Source organism: Paracoccus onubensis (assembly GCF_003591515.1).
Lineage (GTDB): Bacteria > Pseudomonadota > Alphaproteobacteria > Rhodobacterales > Rhodobacteraceae > Paracoccus > Paracoccus onubensis.
The window spans coordinates 271,759-293,488 of sequence record NZ_QZCG01000003.1; the positions used below are offsets into that span (position 1 = coordinate 271,759).

The 21,730-nt window shown below is 59.5% G+C and carries 15 protein-coding genes; 6 read left to right on the forward strand and 9 right to left on the reverse strand.

What is annotated here, in order from left to right:
- Positions 1–147: 147 nt before the first annotated feature.
- The 5 genes from D3P04_RS06320 (at position 148) to D3P04_RS06340 (ending at position 5,415) form a co-directional block, all read left to right on the forward strand.
- Entirely contained in the window at positions 148–813 is a 666-nt protein-coding gene (locus D3P04_RS06320; protein WP_119747005.1) for a DUF2291 family protein, read from the forward strand.
- Positions 810–2,354, forward strand: a complete 1,545-nt coding sequence (locus tag D3P04_RS06325) for a sugar ABC transporter ATP-binding protein (protein WP_119747007.1) — start codon at positions 810–812, stop codon at positions 2,352–2,354. The genes D3P04_RS06320 and D3P04_RS06325 overlap by 4 nt, the downstream gene beginning before the upstream one ends.
- Before the next feature lie 26 nt (positions 2,355–2,380).
- Positions 2,381–3,424, forward strand: a complete 1,044-nt coding sequence (locus tag D3P04_RS06330; protein ID WP_119747009.1) for an ABC transporter permease — start codon at positions 2,381–2,383, stop codon at positions 3,422–3,424.
- An 89-nt stretch (positions 3,425–3,513) separates the two neighbouring features.
- Positions 3,514–4,461 (forward strand): D-ribose ABC transporter substrate-binding protein, encoded by a 948-nt coding sequence (locus D3P04_RS06335; RefSeq protein ID WP_119747011.1) that lies wholly within the window; start codon positions 3,514–3,516, stop codon positions 4,459–4,461.
- A 93-nt stretch (positions 4,462–4,554) separates the two neighbouring features.
- Positions 4,555–5,415, forward strand: a complete 861-nt coding sequence (locus D3P04_RS06340; RefSeq protein WP_119747013.1) for a DeoR/GlpR family DNA-binding transcription regulator — start codon at positions 4,555–4,557, stop codon at positions 5,413–5,415.
- Between the two features lie 29 nt (positions 5,416–5,444).
- Here the strand turns inward: D3P04_RS06340 and D3P04_RS06345 are convergent, their stop codons facing one another.
- Positions 5,445–6,557, reverse strand: a complete 1,113-nt coding sequence (locus D3P04_RS06345; RefSeq protein WP_232844907.1) for a hypothetical protein — start codon at positions 6,555–6,557, stop codon at positions 5,445–5,447.
- A gap of 344 nt (positions 6,558–6,901) precedes the next feature.
- On the opposite strand from D3P04_RS06345, the gene ileS reads away from it, so the two are divergent.
- Positions 6,902–9,823, forward strand: coding sequence for an isoleucine--tRNA ligase (ileS, locus tag D3P04_RS06350; protein WP_119747015.1), 2,922 nt, complete (start codon positions 6,902–6,904; stop codon positions 9,821–9,823).
- A gap of 132 nt (positions 9,824–9,955) precedes the next feature.
- Here the strand turns inward: ileS and D3P04_RS06355 are convergent, their stop codons facing one another.
- From D3P04_RS06355 to D3P04_RS06390, 8 genes are all read right to left on the reverse strand, one after another.
- The gene (locus tag D3P04_RS06355; RefSeq protein WP_119747017.1) at positions 9,956–10,912 is read right to left on the reverse strand and encodes an L-threonylcarbamoyladenylate synthase; all 957 of its coding nucleotides are present in this window, start codon (positions 10,910–10,912) and stop codon (positions 9,956–9,958) included.
- The gene (locus D3P04_RS06360; protein WP_119747019.1) at positions 10,909–11,829 is read right to left on the reverse strand and encodes a sugar kinase; all 921 of its coding nucleotides are present in this window, start codon (positions 11,827–11,829) and stop codon (positions 10,909–10,911) included. The genes D3P04_RS06355 and D3P04_RS06360 overlap by 4 nt, the downstream gene beginning before the upstream one ends.
- 410 nt (positions 11,830–12,239) lie before the next feature.
- Positions 12,240–12,851: a response regulator transcription factor gene (locus tag D3P04_RS06365; RefSeq protein WP_119747021.1), complete on the reverse strand. Its 612-nt coding sequence runs from the start codon at positions 12,849–12,851 to the stop codon at positions 12,240–12,242.
- A 67-nt stretch (positions 12,852–12,918) separates the two neighbouring features.
- On the reverse strand, positions 12,919–15,276 hold the full coding sequence (locus D3P04_RS06370) for a cache domain-containing protein (protein WP_119747023.1): 2,358 nt from the start codon (positions 15,274–15,276) through the stop codon (positions 12,919–12,921).
- 195 nt (positions 15,277–15,471) lie between these two features.
- Entirely contained in the window at positions 15,472–18,339 is a 2,868-nt protein-coding gene (locus D3P04_RS06375; protein ID WP_119747024.1) for a calcium-binding protein, read from the reverse strand.
- Positions 18,340–18,482: 143 nt separating this feature from the next.
- The gene (cobA, locus tag D3P04_RS06380; protein ID WP_119747026.1) at positions 18,483–19,223 is read right to left on the reverse strand and encodes a uroporphyrinogen-III C-methyltransferase; all 741 of its coding nucleotides are present in this window, start codon (positions 19,221–19,223) and stop codon (positions 18,483–18,485) included.
- A 38-nt stretch (positions 19,224–19,261) separates the two neighbouring features.
- Positions 19,262–19,915: a molybdenum cofactor guanylyltransferase MobA gene (mobA, locus tag D3P04_RS06385; protein ID WP_119747028.1), complete on the reverse strand. Its 654-nt coding sequence runs from the start codon at positions 19,913–19,915 to the stop codon at positions 19,262–19,264.
- Positions 19,916–20,070: 155 nt separating this feature from the next.
- Positions 20,071–21,726, reverse strand: a complete 1,656-nt coding sequence (locus D3P04_RS06390) for an acyl-CoA synthetase (protein ID WP_119747030.1) — start codon at positions 21,724–21,726, stop codon at positions 20,071–20,073.
- Between the last annotated feature and the right edge of the window lie 4 nt (positions 21,727–21,730).

The following is a 21,730-nucleotide window of genomic DNA, read 5'->3' on the forward strand; positions in this document are numbered from 1 at the left end:
TAACTTATGTGAGTGATATATGGCGCCGGGAGGGCGCGACATCAGTCAGGCAGGGGGCGACATGTCAGAAATCATCCGAACCGGGCGGCGCGGTATCCGCTGCGTTCCGACCTTTTCCGTCTGCCGGTGCTGCATAGGGGCTGCGTCATGACTCAGGGTTCCGCTTCCCCTGCGCCCGCGCCCAAGGCCCCGGCACCATCCCGGCGCGGCCTGTTTCTGGGCATCGCCGCCGCGATTGTCGTGGCGGCGGGGATTGCCGTTGACACAACCGTCGTGCAGATCGGGTCCGAGGCTGATGCGCGGCAGCAGGCATTCTCGCCCGATACCTATGGCGCGGAGGAATTTCCACGCATACAGGAATTCGTGACCAGCAAGGCCGTCGACGCGGAAACGCTGGCCAAGGAACTGGAGGCGGACAAGGATGCCGCGGTCGAACAATACGGCACCCCCGCCTCGACCGGCGCGATCCTGCCGGTGACTGTCAGCGGCGTGGTGGGCGAAGGGAAATCCGGCGTCTATACGCTGGCCGTTGACGGGCTGTCCGAAGAAATCACCGTCCGCGTCCAGACCGGCCCCGCCATCAACGGCACCGATCTGCGCGACGCGCCCGGCGATATCGAATTCGGTCAGTTCAAGAACCAGATCCAGTATCAGGATGCCGGCGCGGCCATCAACCGCGCGATGAAGGCCGCCGTTCTGGACGGTATCGATGGCGCGACACTGGACGGCAAGACCATTCAGGTGACCGGGGTCTTCCGGCTGATCAATCCCAAGAACTGGATGATCACCCCTGTTTCGCTGGAGGTGCAATGAGCCCCCAGACCCCCGTTCCCGACACGAAGCCCAACCCCGAACAGGTCGTGCTTGCCGCCCGGAGCGTCGCCAAATCCTATGGCAACGTCCATGCGCTGAAGGGTGTCAATTTCGACATCCACCAAGGTCAGGTCACCACCCTGTTCGGTGAGAACGGGGCGGGTAAATCCACGTTGATGAAGGTTCTTTCAGGTGTGATTCAGCCGACCTCTGGCGAGATCATCCTTGATGGTCAGCCGGTGGTGTTCGGCAATGCCGCCGGGGCGCGGGACCACGGGATCTCGATCATCCATCAGGAATTGTCACTCGCGCCCAATCTGTCGGTGCGCGACAATATCTTCATGGGCCGCGAGTTGCACGGCACCGCGGGCGTCGATTTCGCCGAAGAGGAGCGCCAGACCCGCAAGCTGATGGAGGAGCTTGAAGAGGATATCGACCCGCTGACCCCGGTCGAGGATCTGCGCCTTGGCCAGCAGCAGATCGTCGAGATCGCCCGCGCCCTTTCGGTCAACAGCCGCATCCTGATCATGGACGAGCCGACCTCGGCGCTTTCGGCCAGCGAGGTCGAGGTGCTGTTCAAGGTCATCCGCGACCTGACGGCGCGGGGTGTCTCTATCGTTTATATCTCGCATCATCTGGAAGAAGCGCTGACCATTACCGATCATGCGGTTGTCCTGCGCGACGGAAACATGACCGCCTATGCGCCCCGTGCCGAGATCGATCTGGAATGGATCGTGCGCAATATGGTTGGCGAGAATTACGATCTGGGTTCCCCTCCGGGCGGGTACGAGATGGGCGAGGTCGCGCTGTCGATCCGCAATCTGTCGGTTCCCGACGCTTCCGGCGTCGACCTTGTGCGAGACCTGTCGCTGGATGTCCGTGCAGGCGAAATTGTCTGTGTTTATGGCTTGATGGGCGCTGGCCGGACCGAATTGCTGGAGGCTGTCGCCGGAAGGTTGGCGAAAACCGGCGGCGAGATCGTTCTGGAAGGCCGCGAGGTTTCGCATCTTTCCATCGGAGAACGTATCGCCCGCGGTCTTGCGCTTGTGCCCGAAGATCGCCAGCGCGACGGACTTGTCCAGACCATGAGCGTGGGACAGAACCTGTCCCTGGCCTCGATCCGCGATTTCACCAAAGGCCTGTTCACGCAGCACCGCGCCGAGAAGAAACTGATCCAGGATTCGATCCGCGAGGTTACCGTCAAGACCGATGGCGGTGATGCGTCTATCGGTTCGCTTTCCGGCGGCAACCAGCAGAAGGTGGTGATCGGCAAGATTTTGGCGACCAGACCTCGCGTCATCATGCTGGACGAGCCGTCGCGCGGCATCGATATCGGCGCCAAGGCCGAGGTGTTCAGGCTGCTGGCCGAAGGCGCGAAACAGGGGCTGGCGGTGCTGTATTCGACCTCGGAGGTGGGTGAATGCCTGTCCATCGCGCATCGGATCATCGTCATGCACAAGGGCCGGGTCTCGGCTGTCTTCGATTCCAACGCATCCAAAGAACAGATCATGGCCGCTTCGGGCGAAGCCGAGGCCGCATGAGCGTCGAGAGCAAGAGGGAAAACCCCATGTCTGACACGACCAACACCCAAACGGCAAAGCGTTCGACTGGCGGTTTCGATATCGCCCGCCTGCTGCTGGAGGGACGGGCGTTCTTTGCCCTGATCGTGATCATCGCGGTGTTTTCATATATGTCGCCGAACTATTTCACGACCAGCAATTTCCTGATCATGTCCAGCCATGTGGCGATTTACGGGCTGCTGGCCATCGGCATGTTGCTGGTGATCCTGAATGGCGGGATCGACCTGTCTGTGGGGTCGATCCTTGCGCTTGCCGGGGTCAGTGCGGGCGCGATGATGCAGGGGATCGAATTGCAGGCGCTTGGTGTGATCCTGTACCCGCCGGTCTGGGCGGTGGTTGTGCTGACATGCGTGCTGGGTGCGTTTGTCGGGGCGGTGAACGGCGTACTGATCTCGATCTTCAAGGTGCCCGCCTTCGTCGCGACGCTTGGCGTGATGTATGTCGCGCGAGGCGTGGCGCTGCTGATGACCAACGGGCTGACCTATAACAATCTGGCGGGCAAGGCCGAGTTCGGAAATACCGGGTTCAACTGGTTGGGTTTCAGCCGCATCGCCGGGATTCCGATCTCGGTTCTGGTGCTGGCGGCGGCGGCGATCATTGCCGGGTTGATGTTGTCGCGCTCGGCCTTCGGACGCTGGCTTTACGCCTCGGGCGGCAATGAACGCGCGGCGGAACTGTCCGGCGTTCCGACCCGCAGGGTGAAGATCGCCGTCTATACACTGTCGGGTATCCTGTCGGCCATCGCGGGGCTGGTTCTGGCATCGCAACTGACCTCGGCCGGGCCGACCGCCGGGCAGACCTATGAACTGACGGCGATTGCCGCTGTCGTGATTGGTGGCGCGGCCCTGACGGGCGGACGCGGCACGGTGCGGGGCACCATGCTGGGGGCTTTCGTGATCGGCTTTCTGTCGGACGGTCTGGTGATCATCGGCGTCTCGTCCTACTGGCAGACGGTTTTCACCGGCGCCGTGATCGTGCTGGCCGTGCTGATGAACTCGCTGCAATACGGGCGTGGCGGCCGCAAGGTCTGACCCGCCAGACGAAAACCGCCCGGCCCGAACGGGGACCGGGTGTCATCCCTGCCAGACGCGGCAGACAACCAACCCGAAGGGAGAGAGACATGACCAAGATGACGCGCCGCCTGTTACTGGCCGCCACTGCAAGCCTGCCGTTGATGGCCGGTTCGGCATGGGCCGAAGGGCTGATAACGATCATCGTCAACGATCCGGCGAACCCCTATTGGTTCACCGAAGGCGAGGTTGCCAAGGCGACCGCCGAGGAACTGGGCTACACGGCGAATGTTGCGGCCCACAAGGGCGATACCAATACCGAAAGCACCCTGATCGACACCGCGATCACCAACAAGTCGGTGGCGATCATTCTTGACCCGGCGAATGCCGACGGCTCGATCGGCGCGGTCAGGAAGGCCGTGGATGCCGGTATCCCGGTTCTGACCGTGAATGCCGAGATCAATGAAAGCGATCTGGCCAAGGCGCAGCTTGTCTCGAATAACGCGCAGGGCGCGGCGCTTGGCGCTCAGGCATGGGTCGAGGCCGTGGGCGACAGCGGCCAATATGTCGAATTGTTCGGCGCTCCGCCCGACAATAATGCCGCGACCCGCTCGAACGGGTTCGAAACGGTTCTGAGCCAGTATCCCGATCTTGAAGAGGTCGATGAAGAAGTCGCCAACTGGGATCGCACCCAGGGCTATCAGAAGATGCAATCCATGCTGCAGGCCAATCCCGATATCATCGGTGTGATCTCGGGCAATGACGAGATGGCCCTGGGCGCGATTGCGGCGTTGAAAGAGGCCGGTAAGCTGGAGCAGATCAAGGTCGGTGGTTTCGACGGCTCACCCGATGCGGTCGAGGCGGTGAAGGCCGGCGAATTGCAGTACACTGTCCTTCAGCCGGTCGCGGTATTTGCCGATGAGGCGGTACGGCAGGCTGATAATTTCATCAAGACGGGTGAAACCGGCGCGGATGCGGAAAAGCAGCTTTTCGACTGTATCCTGATCACCAAGGATAACGCGGATCAGATAACTTCGCCTTTCGTGCTGGAACAGTAAGACAGGACGGGGCGCGATTTTCGCGCCCCTTTCATTCCCGCCGGGTGGGATATTGCCTATCGGCTCGCCCGACCTTGGGGGCAGGAGAATCGCATGACCGACAGTCAGGAGCCTATCGAAAGCCTTGTTTCGGGCGATCTTCCCAGCGACAGCCGTCAGGCCCGCCAGATCGCCCGCCGTCAGATGATGGCAGAAGCGGTGATGGCCGAGGGAACGATGCGGATCGAGGATCTGACCGAGCGTTTCGGCATCAGCCTGATGACAGCGCACAGGGATCTGGACGAGTTGGCAAGCCGCGGATTGTTGCGCAAGTCACGGGGTGTCGTCTCGGCGGCACCGACCCGGGTGGTAGAGGCAAGCGGCGTTTATCGCGATACGAGGCAGGCTGCGGAAAAGGCGGCGATCGCAGCTTTGGCCGCCCGCATCATCGAGCCGGGGCAAGCGGTATTCTTCGACGATTCGACTACGGTAGCCCGGATGGTGCCGCATTTGGCGGATAAGGTTCCGCTGACCGCGATTACCAATTCCGTCGGGCTGGTGAATGAGCTTGTCGAGATTCTCGACCTGACATTGCTGGGGCTGGGCGGCCAGTATCACAATTGGTGCAACGCATTCATGGGGCCCGCGACAATCGCCGAGATTCGCCGGCTTCGTGCCGATCTGGTGTTTCTGTCCATGTCCGCGATCATTGACGGAATGGTTTTCCATCAAAGCCCCGATATGCTGGAGACAAAGCGCGCGATGTTCAATAGCGCTGCCCGGCGCGTTCTTCTGGCCGATCACACGAAATTCGAGCGCCGCGCTCTTTATGCGATGGAGCCGCTTGAGCGCTTCGACATCATCATCGTAGACGACGGAACCCCGCCGTCATTGATCGAGCGGATGAAGAAACAGGGGATCGAGGTCCGGATGGCGAAAGTCGAACTTGCCGGCGGCCAGAAGGTTTCCGGCTGAACCAGACACGCTTCCGGCCGTGATCCGGTTCAGATGTCCCACCATCCCAACCGTTTGAGCTTGTCGCGAATCGCCTTTTCTTTCGGCGGAAGATCGGCGCGGTTGAATTTGCTGCGGATCTTGCCGCGTCCCTTGCCCTGAAAGATCAGTTTGCGGGCGGCGTCCCAGTTCTTGACGTGTTTCTTGATCTTGTTCGGCGCCACAACCTTTTCCAGCGTTTCGACAACCTTGTCGGATTCGCGGGCGTAAAGCAGCGGCAGGTTGCGGTAATGGCAGGTGACATCGCCGTCCAGCCCGGTGGTCCCGGGGTCCGGCCGTCCGCCTCCGAAGGAATGGATGACCAAAGGCAATACGATCTGGTCCAGCCAGGGATCCAGGCTTTGACAGGCAAGCTCATCCTGCGGGTCGTCGCGGATGGCCATTGCCCAGTTCAGGAAACGTCGTCCGAATTCATCGGGATCCGGGCCAAAGAACCAGCCTGCATTGAAATAAAGATAACGCTCCCAATGTTCGTCAGGCTGGCGCAGATCCAGCGTGCTGGCGAAATCAAGGCCAAAGCGATCATAGAGCGATTTCCAGATCTCATTGTAGCCGGGGCCGTAAAGGGGCGGGATCGGCCATGTTCCCTCGCGCCGCATCGAGGCGGAAGGGCGGTCGAAATCGAATGTCATGCCGTCAAGCGGGCCGGTCACAAGCGTGTCGGTGTCGAAGAAGATGAACGGTTCTCGGGCGGGCAGAACCTGCAGCGCCTCGATCTTGTTGCCATAGGGATAGGACGCGCCGAAATGCTGCGCGGTGAAGGGACGGATTTCCGCGCCCAGCCAGATAAGGGCCTCGCGAATCTCGGGTTGAATCGCAATGTCGTGATCCTTCCAGGCGCCTTCGGACAAAGGCTCGGCCACGATGAACGTTCCTTTGTAATCCGGAGAGCTGTCCCGAAGGCTGGCTGCGAAGATCAGGGCTTCGTATTGCAGCCGCCCGTTCTGGGCGACGATCAGCAGATTCGCGGGGGCCTTGCGGGTCCTTGCCTTCGGGGCTGCGGGCGTGACCTTGCGGGAGGTCGTGGATTTTCTGGACGAGCTGGACTTTGCTGTTGCTGTGGTTTTTTTCTGAACAGCTTTCGGACTGTCTGACTGGGCCATTTGAAAATCCTTCATAACGATGAGACCGTTTGATTAAAAATCACTGCCTGGAAACTAACCCAGCTGGCGGGTCAGTTAAAGATCGCATTGAATCGGATTGTTCACATTGCGCTGTGATCCGCGGAACCGGCTGCCGTGTTTGCCCGATCCGTTATCGAATGCCGGAAGTTTGATCATTGGACAGGTTGGATACTTGCAGCCCCTTCGCCGCCTTTCTATAGAAGGCGGCATGGATTTTCTGGTGTTCGGCCCTCGAATTACTTGCCCGGTGGTGTGATTTTTCGCGCCGCCGGGTCCGATGATGCCTGACAAGCCCCCCGAATGCCCGAAGTAAGGAACGCCAGATGAGCGCCGAGACACCCGATTACCGCGATACCGTTTTCCTGCCCCAGACCGATTTTCCGATGCGTGCCGGCCTGCCTGCGCGGGAGCCCGACTGGCTGGCTCGGTGGGAACGTATCGGCATCTATGACCGGCTGCGCGAGCGGGCAGGGGATCGCAAGCCGTTCATCCTGCATGACGGCCCCCCCTATGCGAATGGCAACCTGCATATCGGACATGCGCTGAACAAGGTGCTGAAGGATTTCATCACCCGCAGTCAGCAGATGATGGGGCGCGATTCGCGCTATGTGCCGGGCTGGGACTGTCACGGATTGCCGATCGAGTGGAAGATCGAAGAGCAATATCGCGCCAAGGGGCAGGACAAGGACGCCGTGGATGTGGTCGAGTTCCGCCGTCAGTGCCGCCGTTTCGCGGATGAATGGATCGACATCCAGCGGCAGGAATTCAAGCGGCTGGGCGTGACCGGAAAGTGGGAGGATCCCTATCTGACCATGAATTTCCATGCCGAGGCGGTGATCGCCGCGGAATTCATGAAACTGCTGATGAACGGCTCGCTTTATCAGGGCAGCAAGCCGGTCATGTGGTCGCCGGTCGAAAAGACCGCACTGGCCGAAGCCGAGGTCGAATATCATGACAAGGAAAGCGATACGATCTGGGTCCGCTTCCCGGTTCTGAACGGGGAAGAAGCCGGGCTGGGCGCCTGCGATGTCGTGATCTGGACGACGACTCCCTGGACGATCCCGTCCAACAAGGGCGTGGTTTACGGGGCCGATTATTCCTATGGCCTTTACGAGGTGACGGATCGGCCCGAGGAATGCTGGGCCAGCATCGGTGACCGTTACCTGCTGGCCGACAAGCTGGCCGAAGGGGTGCTGGCCAAGGCGCGGCTGGAACCCGGCATGTATCGCCGTATCGGTGACGTGAATGCTGAAACCCTTGCAGGGTTGCGGCTTGCTCACCCGCTTGCAGGGGTCGAGGGCGGAGAGGGCGAATGGGATGCCCCGCGCGATTTCCGTGCCGCGCCCTTCGTGACCGATGAGGAGGGGACGGGTTTCGTTCACTGTGCCCCCAGTCACGGCATGGAAGAATTCGAGATGTATCGCGATGCCGGGATGCTGGCCGAGGTCATCACCTATAACGTGCTGGAGGACGGCAGTTATCGCGCGGATCTGCCGCTGTTCGGCGGCAAGCAGATCCTCAGGCCAAACGGCAAGGAGGGCAATGCCAACCGCGCCGTGATCGAGGCTTTGATCGCTTCCGGAAAATTGCTGGCGCGCGGCAAGATCAAGCACAGCTACCCGCATAGCTGGCGCTCGAAAGCGCCGCTGATCTATCGCAATACGGCGCAATGGTTCGCCGCCATCGACAAGGCGCTGGATGACGGCATGGGTGAGCATGGCGATACGATCCGCGCGCGGGCATTGGCGTCGATCGATCAGCTTGTGAAATGGACCCCGCAATCCGGGCGCAACCGGATCCATGCGATGGTCGAAAACCGGCCTGATTGGGTGCTGTCGCGTCAGCGGGCATGGGGCGTGCCATTGACCTGTTTTATCAGGAAGAGCACCATGCCGACTGACGATGATTTCCTGCTTAGGAATCAAACGGTCAATGATCGTATCGTCGAAGCTTTCGAGGCCGAGGGCGCGGATGTCTGGTATCAGGACGGTTTCAAGGCGCGTATGCTGGACGGTATCGCTGATCCGGCAGATTACGATCAGGTCATGGATGTGCTGGATGTGTGGTTCGATTCGGGTTCGACCCATGCTTTCGTGATCCGCGATCGCGAGGATGGCAGCCCCGACGGCATCGCTGATCTGTATCTGGAAGGTACAGACCAGCATCGCGGCTGGTTCCAGTCATCCTTGCTGCAAGCCTGTGCGACCAAGGGGCGCGCGCCCTATCGCGGCGTCCTGACGCATGGTTTCACGCTGGACGCCAAGGGCATGAAAATGTCCAAGTCGCTGGGAAATACCATCGTTCCCGCCGAGGTCGTGAAACAATATGGCGCGGATATTCTGCGGCTATGGGTGGCACAGGTGGATTACACCGCCGACAGTCGCATCGGCCCCGAGATCCTCAAGGGAACGGCGGACAGCTATCGCCGGCTGCGCAATACGCTGCGCTTCATGCTGGGCAATCTGGCCGGGTTCGATGAGGATGAAAAATTACCCCTGGCGGAAATGCCCGAGTTGGAGCAATGGGTTCTGCACCGGCTTGCGCAGCTCGATCATGCGGTGCGCGGCGGCTATAACGCCTATGATTTCCAGGGCGTATTTCAGAAGCTGTTCCAGTTCTGCACGGTCGATCTGTCTTCCTTCTATTTCGACATTCGCAAGGATGCGCTGTATTGCGACGCGCCCGGCAGCAATCGCCGTCGCGCCGCGCGGACGGTTCTGGATATTCTGTTCCATCGCTTGGTGACATGGCTGGCCCCGATCCTGCCGTTCACGACCGAGGATGTCTGGCTGTCGCGCTTCCCGTCCGAGGATGATTCCGTTCATTTGCACGACTTCCCCGATACTTCGGCGGATTGGCTGAACGAGCCGCTGGCACTGAAATGGGAACAGGTGCGCCGCGCGCGCCGGGTTGTGACGGCTGCGCTTGAGATCCGGCGAAGCGACAAGACCATCGGAGCCAGCCTTGAAGCCGCTCCGATCGTCCATGTCGAGGATGCCGAAATGCTGACTGCGCTGAAATCGGTGAACTTCGCGGATATCTGCATCGTGTCAGACCTTTCGCTGACCGCCGATCCAATCCCGAACGATGCATTCCGCATGACCGAGATTTCGGGCATCGGTGCGGTTTTCGAGTTGGCCGAGGGTGGCAAATGCCAGCGTTGCTGGAAAATCCTGCCCGATGTCGGCAGTCATCGGCATCCGGGCGTCTGCGCGCGCTGCGACGCGGTTCTGGGCGACGATTGATCCCGCAGGATTGACGGGCTTCGCCGATTGGCCGTGCTGTAACCTTGTGGCACCGCTATCGGCTGCAAGAAGAAATTTGCGGCTGCGCAACAAGCCGGTGAGGTTCGTGTCTGGATGCGTGACGCGATCCGTTTATCCGCGCGGCGCGGCGGCACGGCGCAAACGGTCACTTATGGCCAGCCCTAAACCTTGCTGCGGGATTGGCGCGACGGCGATGCGGTCCGCGCCGGTCTTATCCGCGCGGTGCATCAGGTCAAACAGGTTCCTCGCGGCCTCCGCCAGATCGCCGGCATGGCTGAGGTTGAAGACCGCCGCCGCAGCGCCCATGCCTGTGATCGGCTCCGGGCCGAAGGCAAGCAGTACCTCGCCCGGTTCGACCTTTCGGACATTCAATCGAAGCATGGCCTTTGGCGCGTAATGAGAACTCAATGTGCCCGGCGACAGCCTGACATCATCGCTGTTGGCCTCGATCACGGGCATATCCGTTGCCGCCGCAATGTCTTCTGCGGTCAGCGCCCCTTGACGCAGGATCGCCAACCCGGCTTCGCCTGCCCGTAGCACGGTCGATTCGACGCCCAATCTGGTCGGGCCTCCATCCACGATCAGGGAAACCCGATCCCCCAGATCCTCGGCGACATGCCGGGCGGTCGTGGGGCTGATACGTCCCGATGTATTCGCGCTTGGTGCGGCAACCGGCAGCCCCAATTCGGCAATCACCTCATGCGCAAAGCCCGCAGGCGCGCGTAACGCGGCCAGTTCCTGTCCTGCGGTAGAACTGCGGTCGATGCCGCCTTGCCGCAAGGGCAGGATCAGCGTCAGCGGGCCGGGCCAGAAGATTTCGGCCAGTTTGCGCGACACGGGGTCGAAATCCGCATATTCTTGGGCCATGGCCAGATCCGTGACATGGGAGATCAACGGGTTGCTGGACGGCCTGCCCTTCGCCGCATAAATTCGCGCGATGGCTTCGGGCGAGGTTGACAGACCCGCAAGCCCATAGACTGTTTCGGTCGGCAGAGCCACCAGCTCATGCCGTTTCAGCGTCGCGACAGCCAGTGAAACCGCATCCTCAGAGCTGCTGTCGATGATCATTGCAGCGCCTCGACGGCTTCGGGAACCAATGCGCCGTGATGCATGATGACCCTGCCGCTAAGCTGGTGCCCGGCGCGAATCGCCGTCTCGATATCCGCCTGTTGTATCTGGGCGGCCAAAAAGCCCGCGTTGAAACTGTCGCCCGCCGAGGTCGTATCCACCGGATTCATGCGTTTCAGGTCATCGATCACCCCTGCGCCCTGATCGCCGCCGAAATGGATCGCGCCCCCTCCTGCTTTCACGATGACCTGCCCGGTTCCCAGCTTCAGATAGCGCGCAATGGTCGCATCGGGATCGGTATCCCCGAAATATTCGCTTTCGTCGTCGAAGCTGGGCAGGATCAGGTTCGCTTCGGCGGCGACGGCCTCGATCCGGTCACACATGATGCGGGTATCGGGCCAGAGACGGGGGCGCAGATTCGGATCAAAAATGACCCGAGTGCCTTTGGCCCGTGCCTCACGCATGGCCTGAATGAGTGTGGCCCGCCCTTCATCGGGCAGAATTGCGACCGTGATTCCCGACAGATAGGCGATTTCTGCGCTTGAAACGGCATTCGTAAGCGCCGCAGTATCCTCGGCCAGCAATCTTGCTGCGGAATTTTCGCGCCAATAGCTGAAACTGCGTTCACCATCATGCAGCGAGATCGCATAAAGTCCGATTTCGCGGTGATCGTCGCGGCCGACATGCTCGGTGCCGACACCCTCGCTATTCAGGAAATCAACCATCATCTGCGAGAATTCGCCGGTGCCGACCCGGGTGAAATAGCTGACATGCCAATCGGATGGCAGAAGGCGGCGCAGATACCATGCCGTGTTCAGCGTATCGCCCGCAATGCCGACCTTCCAATGCCCCTGAGAATCTATCTTCGACAATTCGACCATAGCTTCGCCAATGGACAGGATCGTGGCTTCGGACATGAGTGGTCTCCGTATTCGGGTTTTCCGGAATGCATGGCGTCTGGAATGGCGATTTACAAGCCTTACGGGGGGCCCTGATCTATGTGGCGGCATGATTGCTGTATCGGGAACCGCGCGGTCGTCCATTTGCTTGGCGATGCATAGGTAAAATTACCTAAGTAGTTTTGCGAATATACGTCCGATTCATACCTTTGTATAACCGGTTCAGTTGCCCAAGCGTAAGTGTCGAGTACCGAATGTTATCTGTCGGGCGACGGTTTAAAGAGTAACTTTGTAACGAGTCCATTGTTAATCCTGATCGTGTGAGCAGTGGGTGAGCACGCGATATCAGAGCAGATTGAAGAGAGTTGTTTTAAAATATCGCCGAGGTTCGGTACAGAAATTACTGACCTCGGCGGTTTTTCGGACTGCTATCTGATCAATGCCATCAGTTCAACGACCGAGCATACACCCAGTTTTTCAAGTATCCGCGCGCGGTGGTTGTCCACGGTTCGCGGGCTGATATTCAGATGCCGCCCGATCTCCTTGCTTGAAACCTCAGACGGGCGTGAGATCATGTGATCGACGATTTCACGCTCGCGCGGGGTCAGCCGCGAAAAACGTTCTTGCAGGGCGCGGGTTTTCCGGTTGTCGGCATGCATGCTTTTGGCAATCGAAAGAGCGCTGTGTATACAATCCATCAATTCCGACTGGCGAAATGGTTTTTCAAGAAAATCGATGGCGCCGCCTTTCATCGCCTGAACAGATTCAGGAATGCCGCCATGCCCGGTGATGAAAATGATCGGAGTCGAATAACCGTTCGCAGTCAGATGCTTCTGAAGTTCCAGCCCGGTCATATCGGGCATTCCCTGATCCAATATCAGGCAGGCAATCCGGTCCCGGTCGTAGCTTTCAAGAAATTCGGCAGCGGTAGCAAAGCCTTCGGCCTCATAACCACGGATACGCATCGCTCTTAGCAGTGAAGATCTGATGTCGGCGTCATCATCGACGATATATATCAACTGGGATGCATCAACTGTCATCTCTTCCCATCCTGCAGCAATGATCCGATCTGCGAGGCACTATTTACAATATTGTCGATTACACGGTTCAGAGATCTGGTGCCAGCCTATCGCATTCATTCGTTAATTCGCCGATCCCACGCTGCGGAACAGGCAATGTAAAACAGAAACGCGCGCCATCCGTATAAGTTGCGTCCTGCCACAATTTGCCGCCATTTGCCTCGATCATCGTACGGCAAATTGACAGGCCAAGCCCCATCCCGTTCGGTTTGGTGGTCTCGAATTCCGAGAAGAGTTCGATGCCCGGATCGATCCCCGGTCCGTCATCCTCGACGGTAACCGCCAGTGTCCCGTCCTGTTGGCGTGCCGTGACCGTTACACTTCGATTGGCAAGGTTGTTTTCGCCAATGGCCTCGACCGCGTTTCTCAGCAGATTCACGATGACCTGCGCAATCTGAATGCGATTGGCGCTGACCGGAGGAAGTCCGTTGGTTTGGACCCGAATGCTTACGCCTGCCTCGGTTGCCTCGGGCTGGACGAGACGTCTGGATTGTTCGATCAGTTCGGCGATATCGAATTTCGTAAAGTTTGAGGCATCCTTCATGATGAAACCGCGCAAGGCCCGAATGATGTCGCCTGCGCGAATGGATTGCTGTTCGACTTCCGTCAGGATTTCCCGCAACTCGACAGGTATTTCCTTCATCGATTCCAGGATCAGCAGCGCCGAGTCCATATTTTGAGCGATGGCGGCCAATGGCTGGTTCAGTTCATGGGCCAGACCCGCAGCCATTTGTCCCAAAGTATGCCCTCGCGACAGATGAATAAGATCGCGATTCAAGCGCGCGATCTGCTTTTCCCGCGCCTTGCTTTCCGTGATGTCGTCCAATGTGACCACCGCGTGCAGTGGATCACCGTTATAATCGCGGATCAGAATGGCATTGACCGCGATATCGATAGTCTGCCCGTCCTTGCGAATGAAGCGGACATCATGGCGCGTCGCCGAACCGTCACTGGTCGAGAAGAAATCCGGGCTGATATGTGAGCGATCATCCGGATGGATCAGGTCTGTATAGTGCATCGCTTTCACGTCCCGCAGATCATAACCGGTAAGTTCACAGAATTTCGCATTTACCTTGAGCAGGTCGCCGGTTTTCGGGGCGGTCTGGGCCATTGCCCGTGATGAAAGATCGAAAGTCTGGCCATATTCGGCTTCGGTTTTCTTGCGGGCCACGATCTCCTGCATCAGCGTTTCATTGGCGTTTGCCAGCTCCTTATAGGTTTTCGGAGCCGGTTCGGTCGCGTCGATCTCTCCCTGCGCGATCAATGCCGAGCGGATCGCGAATGCGCGCACTGGCCGATGGATGTAATTCGCAAGCGCCAGTCCCGCCACACCAGTCAGGATCGCGACCATGACGGCGATCCAGATGCTGGTCGTCCGGTTATCCTTCAGCCCGCCGATAAAATCCAGTTCAGGCGCATAGACGGCAACGGTCCAGGGCAGATCGTCATCGATGATCTGCGTGAATGTCGAAATATAGGTTTCGCCACCATACTCGAATTTGGAAAAACGCTCGCGGCCCTGGGCTGCTTCGATGCCGCTTCCCAGCCACGAGAATGCTTCCCGCGCGATTCCGTCATCGAATTCGCGGATATTGGGAAACCGTACGGTGCCATCCTGATCCTGGGTTTTCAGAAGCTCGCTGTTGGGGTGGGCGATGACGTCGCCATTGTGATTGATGATCAGGGCTTTACCGGTCTCGCCGATCCTCAATTGTGCCAGAAATTCGGATATGCTGCTGATTTCAATATCGACACCGACGACCCCGCGAACGCCCCCGTCAGGATTCCGGACGGGGGCGGCCAGGGTGATGCCGGGCTGCTGTGCGGTGAAAAAGATATATGGATCGGTCCAGACCGTGGTCAGAGCCATTTCCGCACGCTGATACCAGTTGCGATCCCTGGGATCGAAGGTGTCGGTCGGGTCGACCTTGCTTGTGACCAGTGAGAAATCGTCGTTTCGCCAGAAATGTTCGCTATGGCGTTTTCCGTCCTTGACGGTGATGATCTTGGTTCGGTAGGGAGCCGGGCCGGAATCGCGCATGACAAAGACGAAGCAGCCATCCTCCAGCCCGAAATAAAGGGCCGAGAATTGGGGTGTGACCTTGAGTTGCTGAAACAGGAAGCGTTCGAGCAGTTGGAGGTTGTCGCTGCCGAGGATCCGCATTTCGGACAGGCCGGCCGCAAATTCCGCCGCGCTGCGGGCCGGGTGCAGGAAACCCTTGGAATGTTCGGTGGCGTTGGTGCCGACATCGCCAAGGATCAGCCTTGCATGGTTCAGCATCGCCCTTTCGGACGTGACATAAGAGGTGAACACGACGGCAAGTACGGCGACAAGCTGAAGACCTGCCAGGCCGATCGCCAACACTGCTCCTAGCGAGATTTTCATGGTCAGATTTCCGGTTGCGAGGCAAATGACAATCGTGAAATTAAGCTGACGCACATTACTGCAATGTAAGGGCGGGGCCAAGAACGGTGCGGAATGTGGTGGAGTTTCCGTTGCGGCGGGTCCGGATCGGATGCAGATAGTCGCCGAGGAGGAGCTCTGACCCGACAGGCGAAGAAATGAGGAAGGTCTCAAAACTCACAGCAGGAAGTCATCTGCGGTCAGGGCGATGCGTCCGTTCAGGATGATCCGCAGATCCGCCCTTCCATCACCATCCAGATCCGCGGCGACATGGGTTTCGCGCGCATGGTATCCCCATCTCACCTGATCATCGCCGCGAAAGACCCGGCGGCCGATAAAGGCCAGGTTCAGGGTGGACATATCCAGGAAATCCTGTCCCGGCAGGAAATCCTCGATGGTGTCAGGTGCATGAAAGGGGCTGGTGACCGCGGATGTGAACCGAAAGACATCGCTGCCGGCGCCACCGGTCAAGTTGTCTGATCCCACCCCTCCGATCAGGGTGTCCTCGCCATAGCCGCCAGATATGATATCCTGTCCTATGCGACCGCTGAGCCGGTCGTTTCCCGCGTGTCCGTGAAGATGATCGCGGCCTTTGTCGCCATCAAGAATATCTCTGCCGATTCCCCCGGAAAGCGTATCATTCATCACACCTCCGAAAAGTGAATCGTGGCCCTTGCCTCCTTCAAGAACATTATTTCCGCCGCCACCGAACAGCAGGTCGTCATGGATGCCGCCAAACAGCGTATCGCTGCCCATGCCTCCGCTCAGGCGGTCCGGTCCCTGATTGCCGAACAGCATATCTTGGCCTGCAGCTCCTTCAAGCCTGTCCCCCCGGATGCCGCCAAAGAGGGAATCGTTGCCACCGCCACCCTGAAGCAGATCCACGCCCAGAAGGCCAAGAAGACGATCGTCTCCCTCCCCGCCCGTCAATGAATCCCGGCCGCTGCCGCCAAGCAGACTGTCGGGACCCGAGCCGCCAGCAACAACATCATGCCCCGGCCCACCCATGATCGTATCTCTCATTTCCCCGCCGTTAAGCGTATCATTGCCGTCGCCTCCGTCGAGATGATCCCGGCCGGTGCCGCCAAGGACCAGATCGGGACCGGAACCGCCAAATGCGCGGTCGTCGCCGATCCCCGCATTCAGGGTATCCTGACCGCGGAGTCCGTGAAGAATATCGTTCATGTCTTCGCCGTGCAGCAGATCGGCACCACTGCCGGCAAACAATCTGTCCTGCCCATATCCGCCATAGATACGATCCTGCCCTTCGCCGCCCCGCAGAACATCGTCGCCGATATTGCCGAAAATCAGATCGTTCCCGGTTTCACCCGTCAGTTCATCCGCGCCGCCATGCCCGAAGATGGTATCGTTGCCGCCACCGGCGGACACGGTATCGTCGCCCCGGCCTGCGCCGAAGATGTCAGGGCCCGTTCCCCCGGACAGAACGTCCGAATCCGGGGTGCCGATGATATGTTCGCCTGTGTCCGAGGGTGGAGGGGCGGGAATGAGTTCGTCCAATTCCAATGCCGGCGGGTTGTAATGGGTGATCGGAAACAGATCATTCGTGAAGTCGGATTCGGTCAGCCTGCGGCCATTATGGGTAAAGATATCGATGCGTGTGTCGTGAAATCGCAAGCTGATGCCGCCATCAAATTCATGGAACCGGATCTGGTAAAGGCTGCGGATCATACCCAATTGGCTGAGATCAAGCTGATCCCGGCCAAATTCGAAATCGCTGATCACGATGCGGCCATTGATATTGCGGGGAACGAATATATCCTCGCCGGGGCCTCCCGATAGCCGGATTCCCGCATGTCGGGCGATCAGGATATCGTCGCCTTGCTCGCCCCGGATCACCCGGTTCGTGGACAGACTCAGCAGCATATCGTTATGGGAACTGCCCGTGACCTGCATTGCCTGCCATGCTCCGGTTATTCCGATCGTTCCGGGATCAAAGGAAAGCTGCGTGATTCCGGTTTCGGATGTAGAGCTGGCAAACAGTGCGATCCTGCCGTCAATGACCGCCGTTTCGATATCGGCCAGATCCGAAAGAACCATCTCGAAACTGTCCGAGATGCTGCGCAAATGCAAAAGCTTGCCGTCGGGCTGCAGAGTGAAAACGGTAATTCCACCATCGGTCCCGCCGGCGAAGATGAAGGATCGGCCCTGAAATGACACGACGTCGAATGCCGAGATCGATTGAAAATTGGTAAACCCCTCATCGATGACATGATCCGTGGGAACGAGCACGCCATTCGCGGGCAGCCGGAATACCGTCAGGCTGGAGCTGCCCGGCGAGGCAAGAATGATATAGGTTCTTCCGGCGAGTTCGACTGCGCCAAGATCGGCAGGCACCGAGTAGCCCGTTCCCAGACGGCTGTAATGCAGGTTCGAATCCAGAATTTCACCGGCTTCCGTGATCTGATGAGTCGAAATGAATTCCCCCAGTCCCGAAATCGCGACCAGAAAGCGATTTTCGCCCGCCATTGTGTCGATGACCCGGTCCAGAATGCTTTGTGCCGAGAAATGCGGAGAAGAGAACGAATATTCGTGCACGCGCACGAGACCCTTTCCCTTGTCGGTGTGAAAAATGCTCAGCGAAAGGCTGTCCTGAGGCGATGCGTAGATGAGACTATCGTCCGATGTGGGAATTTGCCCCAGCGAAGCCAGCCTGTCACCGATCACGTCCTGCGGAAAGATCGTGCGGAAACCCGTCATGCTGCCGTTTTCCCGAACGCCCATTCCAAGATGTTCTGCCCCGCCGAGATGGGACTGATGCAGATAGGTCTGTGTTCCAAAGTGGAGAACGGCGAGTTCGGGTGAACGCTGATAGGTGAAATCCGACTGGAATCCCCATCCCGAGCGTTGTTCCAGCGGGTGGTCCGGCCCGGAGACGGCGTAGATCGACAGGCCGCCGCCGATCAATTCCGATGCGGCGGCCAACAGATGTCGTCCGTTCACGGTCACAAGTTCCAGATCAGCAAGCGCAGTCTGCCAGTAACCCCAGCCGCGCTGAAATGTGGTGACATGCCGGTAATCGAGCATTACGGACCCCTGATCGTTCGGATGCCGAAGATTCCGGCCCGCTGATCAAGGCATGGATCGCTATCGGAATGCACCAGAATAGAACCGGGCATTTTAGGCAAATCCCTAATATGCCAGGTCCTGACGGTGCGAAGGCGATCCGGTTACGGATCGAACCCCAATGGACCGAAGATAATGATGCCGGGTTGAGTCACATTGGCTCCCTCCAGCAGCTTCGCCAGATCGCCAATGGTGGTGCGGATCAGGCGCTGCTGAGGATGGCCCACCGATTCAGCGAACAGGGCCGGGGTCGTCTCGTCCAGCCCATGCTTTTGCAGGCCCGCAGCCAGCGCAGGAAAATTCCGCTGTCCCATGAAAACCACGGTGGTGGCATGCGGATCGGCAATGGCTGCCCAGTTGATATCGCCGGGCAGACCGCCCGTCACATCCGCGCCGGTCAGGAATTGCAGGCGCCTTGCCGTCAGCCTGCGGGTCAGGGGAAGATCCGCCGCGGCGGCGGCGGCGCTGGCCGAGGTGACGCCGGGAATGATCTCGAACGGGATGGCCGCATCCACAAGCGCGATCAGTTCCTCTTCCAGCCTGCCGAAGATTCCCGCATCGCCGGATTTCAGCCTGACGACCCGGCGCCCCTGCCGTGCATGCTCGACCAACAGGGCGTTGACATGCTCTTGCCGGGCCGAGGGCCGGCCGGCGCGCTTTCCGACCGGAATCAGCTCGGCATTCGGCCCGGCATGATCCAGAACCGGCCCGGAGGCGAGCGCGTCGTACAGCACTGCATCCGCCTCTGCCAGGCGCCGGGCGGCCTTCAGCGTCAGCAGTTCCGGATCTCCGGGTCCGGCCGATACGAGAGATACGAAGCCAGTCTGATGCGGTTGCTCGGTCACGATATGGTTTCCGGATTGCGGCGGAGAGCTCTGCTATATCATGGGTTGCGGTGGTGACAATCTTTCGTGCCGGCTTTCGCGCTGGCCGAAAATAGGGCCTCTGCCCGTACGAGATCTGCGGGTGAGTTGATATTGAAGAACGGATCCATCGCGGCATATGTCCAGACGGCGCTGGCGGGGGAATATGTCCGGGCAAAACCCATGACCTTCCGTTGACCGGATTTCAGAGTATTGCGCAGGTCCCCGCGCAACCGGGTAGGCCAGATTCCGCAGGTAGGGTGAATGCGCGTTTGGCCATCGGGCGGGGCGCTGGCGGCAAGGCAGAACTGTTCCGGACCGGCATTCTCGTGCAGCCGCGATACCAGATCCGGCGGCAGGAAGGGGGTATCGGTGGGAACCGTGAGAACGCGGGGACAGCCCAGTTCCGCGGCCCAGTCCATTGCCGCAAGTATTCCGGCGAGGGGGCCGGGGCGCTCGGGGATGCTATCGGGCAGGATGGGTAGGCCATAGGGCGCGAAACGGTCGGGATCTTCGTTTGCGTTCAACGCAATCGGGCCGCATTGCGGCGTGATACAGGCCAGAACATGGCGAAGCAGGGTTTTCCCGGCAAGCAACCGCGCATCCTTCGCGCCGCCCATACGGCTTGCATTGCCTCCGGCAAGGATGACTGCGGGAAGTGGTTCCGGTTTCATGGGTTATCTTTTGCGCGCAGGGAGCTTTTCAGCAACCCTGATAATTATATGAGAGGTCCACAGAATCCCGATGTAAAACTGAACTTCGCGCTCATGGCTGCGGCGTGAAAACAAATTCGCCGCGCCCGCCTTGCGCGACGGAGCGGGAATTTCCATCAATCGCCTTTGCGGACCAGTTCCGCCGCGCGGGCGCGCAGGACGAATTTCTGAACCTTCCCGGTCGAGGTCTTGGGCAGGTCTTCAAAGACAACCCGCGAGGGGCATTTGAAATTCGCCAGCCCGGTGCGACAATGAGCGATGATCTCTTCCTCGGAGATCTGCTGGCCGTTCCGTGTCTCGATGAATGCGCAGGGGGTCTCGCCCCATTTCTCGCTGGGAATGGCGACGACCGCGCAAAGAGAGACAGCCGGGTGGCGGTAAAGCTCTTCTTCCACCTCGATCGAAGAGATATTCTCGCCGCCCGAGATGATGATATCCTTGGATCGATCCTTGAGCTGCACATAGCCATCGGGATGCATGACCCCCAGATCGCCCGAATGGAACCAGCCCCCGGTAAACGCCTCGGCAGTGGCGGCCGGGTTCTTGAGATAGCCTTTCATCACCATATTGCCGCGGAACATCACCTCGCCGATGGTTTTGCCGTCTGCGGGAACCGGCTGCATGGTTTCGGGATCCAGCACCCCGACATCGGCCAGCGACAGATAGCGCACGCCCTGACGCGCCTTGCGGGCGGCCTGCTCACCGGCGGAAAGCGTATCCCAGGCCGTGTTCCATTCGTTCACGACCGTCGGGCCGTAAGTCTCGGTCAGGCCGTAGAGATGCGTGACCCGAAAGCCGGCATCGGCCATGGCCTGAAGCACGGTTTCAGGCGGCGGAGCGGCTGCGGTGTTGAAGATAACCGATTGCGGGAAGTCGCGCTTCTGTTCCCTGGGCGCGTTCAGCAGCGTGGACATGACGATCGGCGCGCCGCAAAGATGCGTGACGCCATGATCCGCCATTGCGTCGTAAATCGCGGCGGCACGCACCCAGCGCAGGCAGACATGCGTCCCCGCCTGAACCGGCACGGTCCAGGGAAAGCACCAGCCGTTGCAATGGAACATCGGCAGGGTCCACAGATAGACCGGATGTTTCTGCATCTCGGCATGGATGACATTGTTCAGCGCCATCAGTGCCGCGCCCCGATGGTGATAGACCACGCCCTTGGGATTGCCGGTGGTGCCTGAAGTATAATTCAGCGAGATCGCGTCCCATTCATCCTGCGGAAGCGTGCCGGAAAAATCCGGATCGCCCGAGGCAAGGAAATCGGCGTAATCCAGGCTGCCGATCGGCGCTCCCTTCGGATGGGGAGCGTCGTCCGGATATTCGCTGTCGTCAAAATCGATCACCAGCGGTTTGACCGTTGCCCTGGCAAGCGCCTCGGACATGACCTGCGAAAATTCGCGATCGACGATCAGCACCCGGGCCTCGGCATGATCAAGCTGGAACGCGATGGCCGCGGCATCCAGCCGGGTGTTCAGCGAATGCAGCACCGCGCCATTCGCCATTGGCACCCCGTAATGGGCATGGATCATCGGCGGCGTGTTCGACAGCATGACCGAGACCGTATCGCCGCGCCCCACGCCTTTCGCGGCCAGAGCGGATGCGAGACGACGGCAGTTGTTCCATAATTCGGCATAAGAGCTTCGCTGGCCGCCATGGATGACCGCCGTATGATCGGGATAGATCCGTGCCGCGCGTTCAAGAAACGCAATTGGTGTCATCGGCTGGTGATTGGCCTCGCAACGTTCCAGCCCGTCTTCGTATTTGCTCATCGCT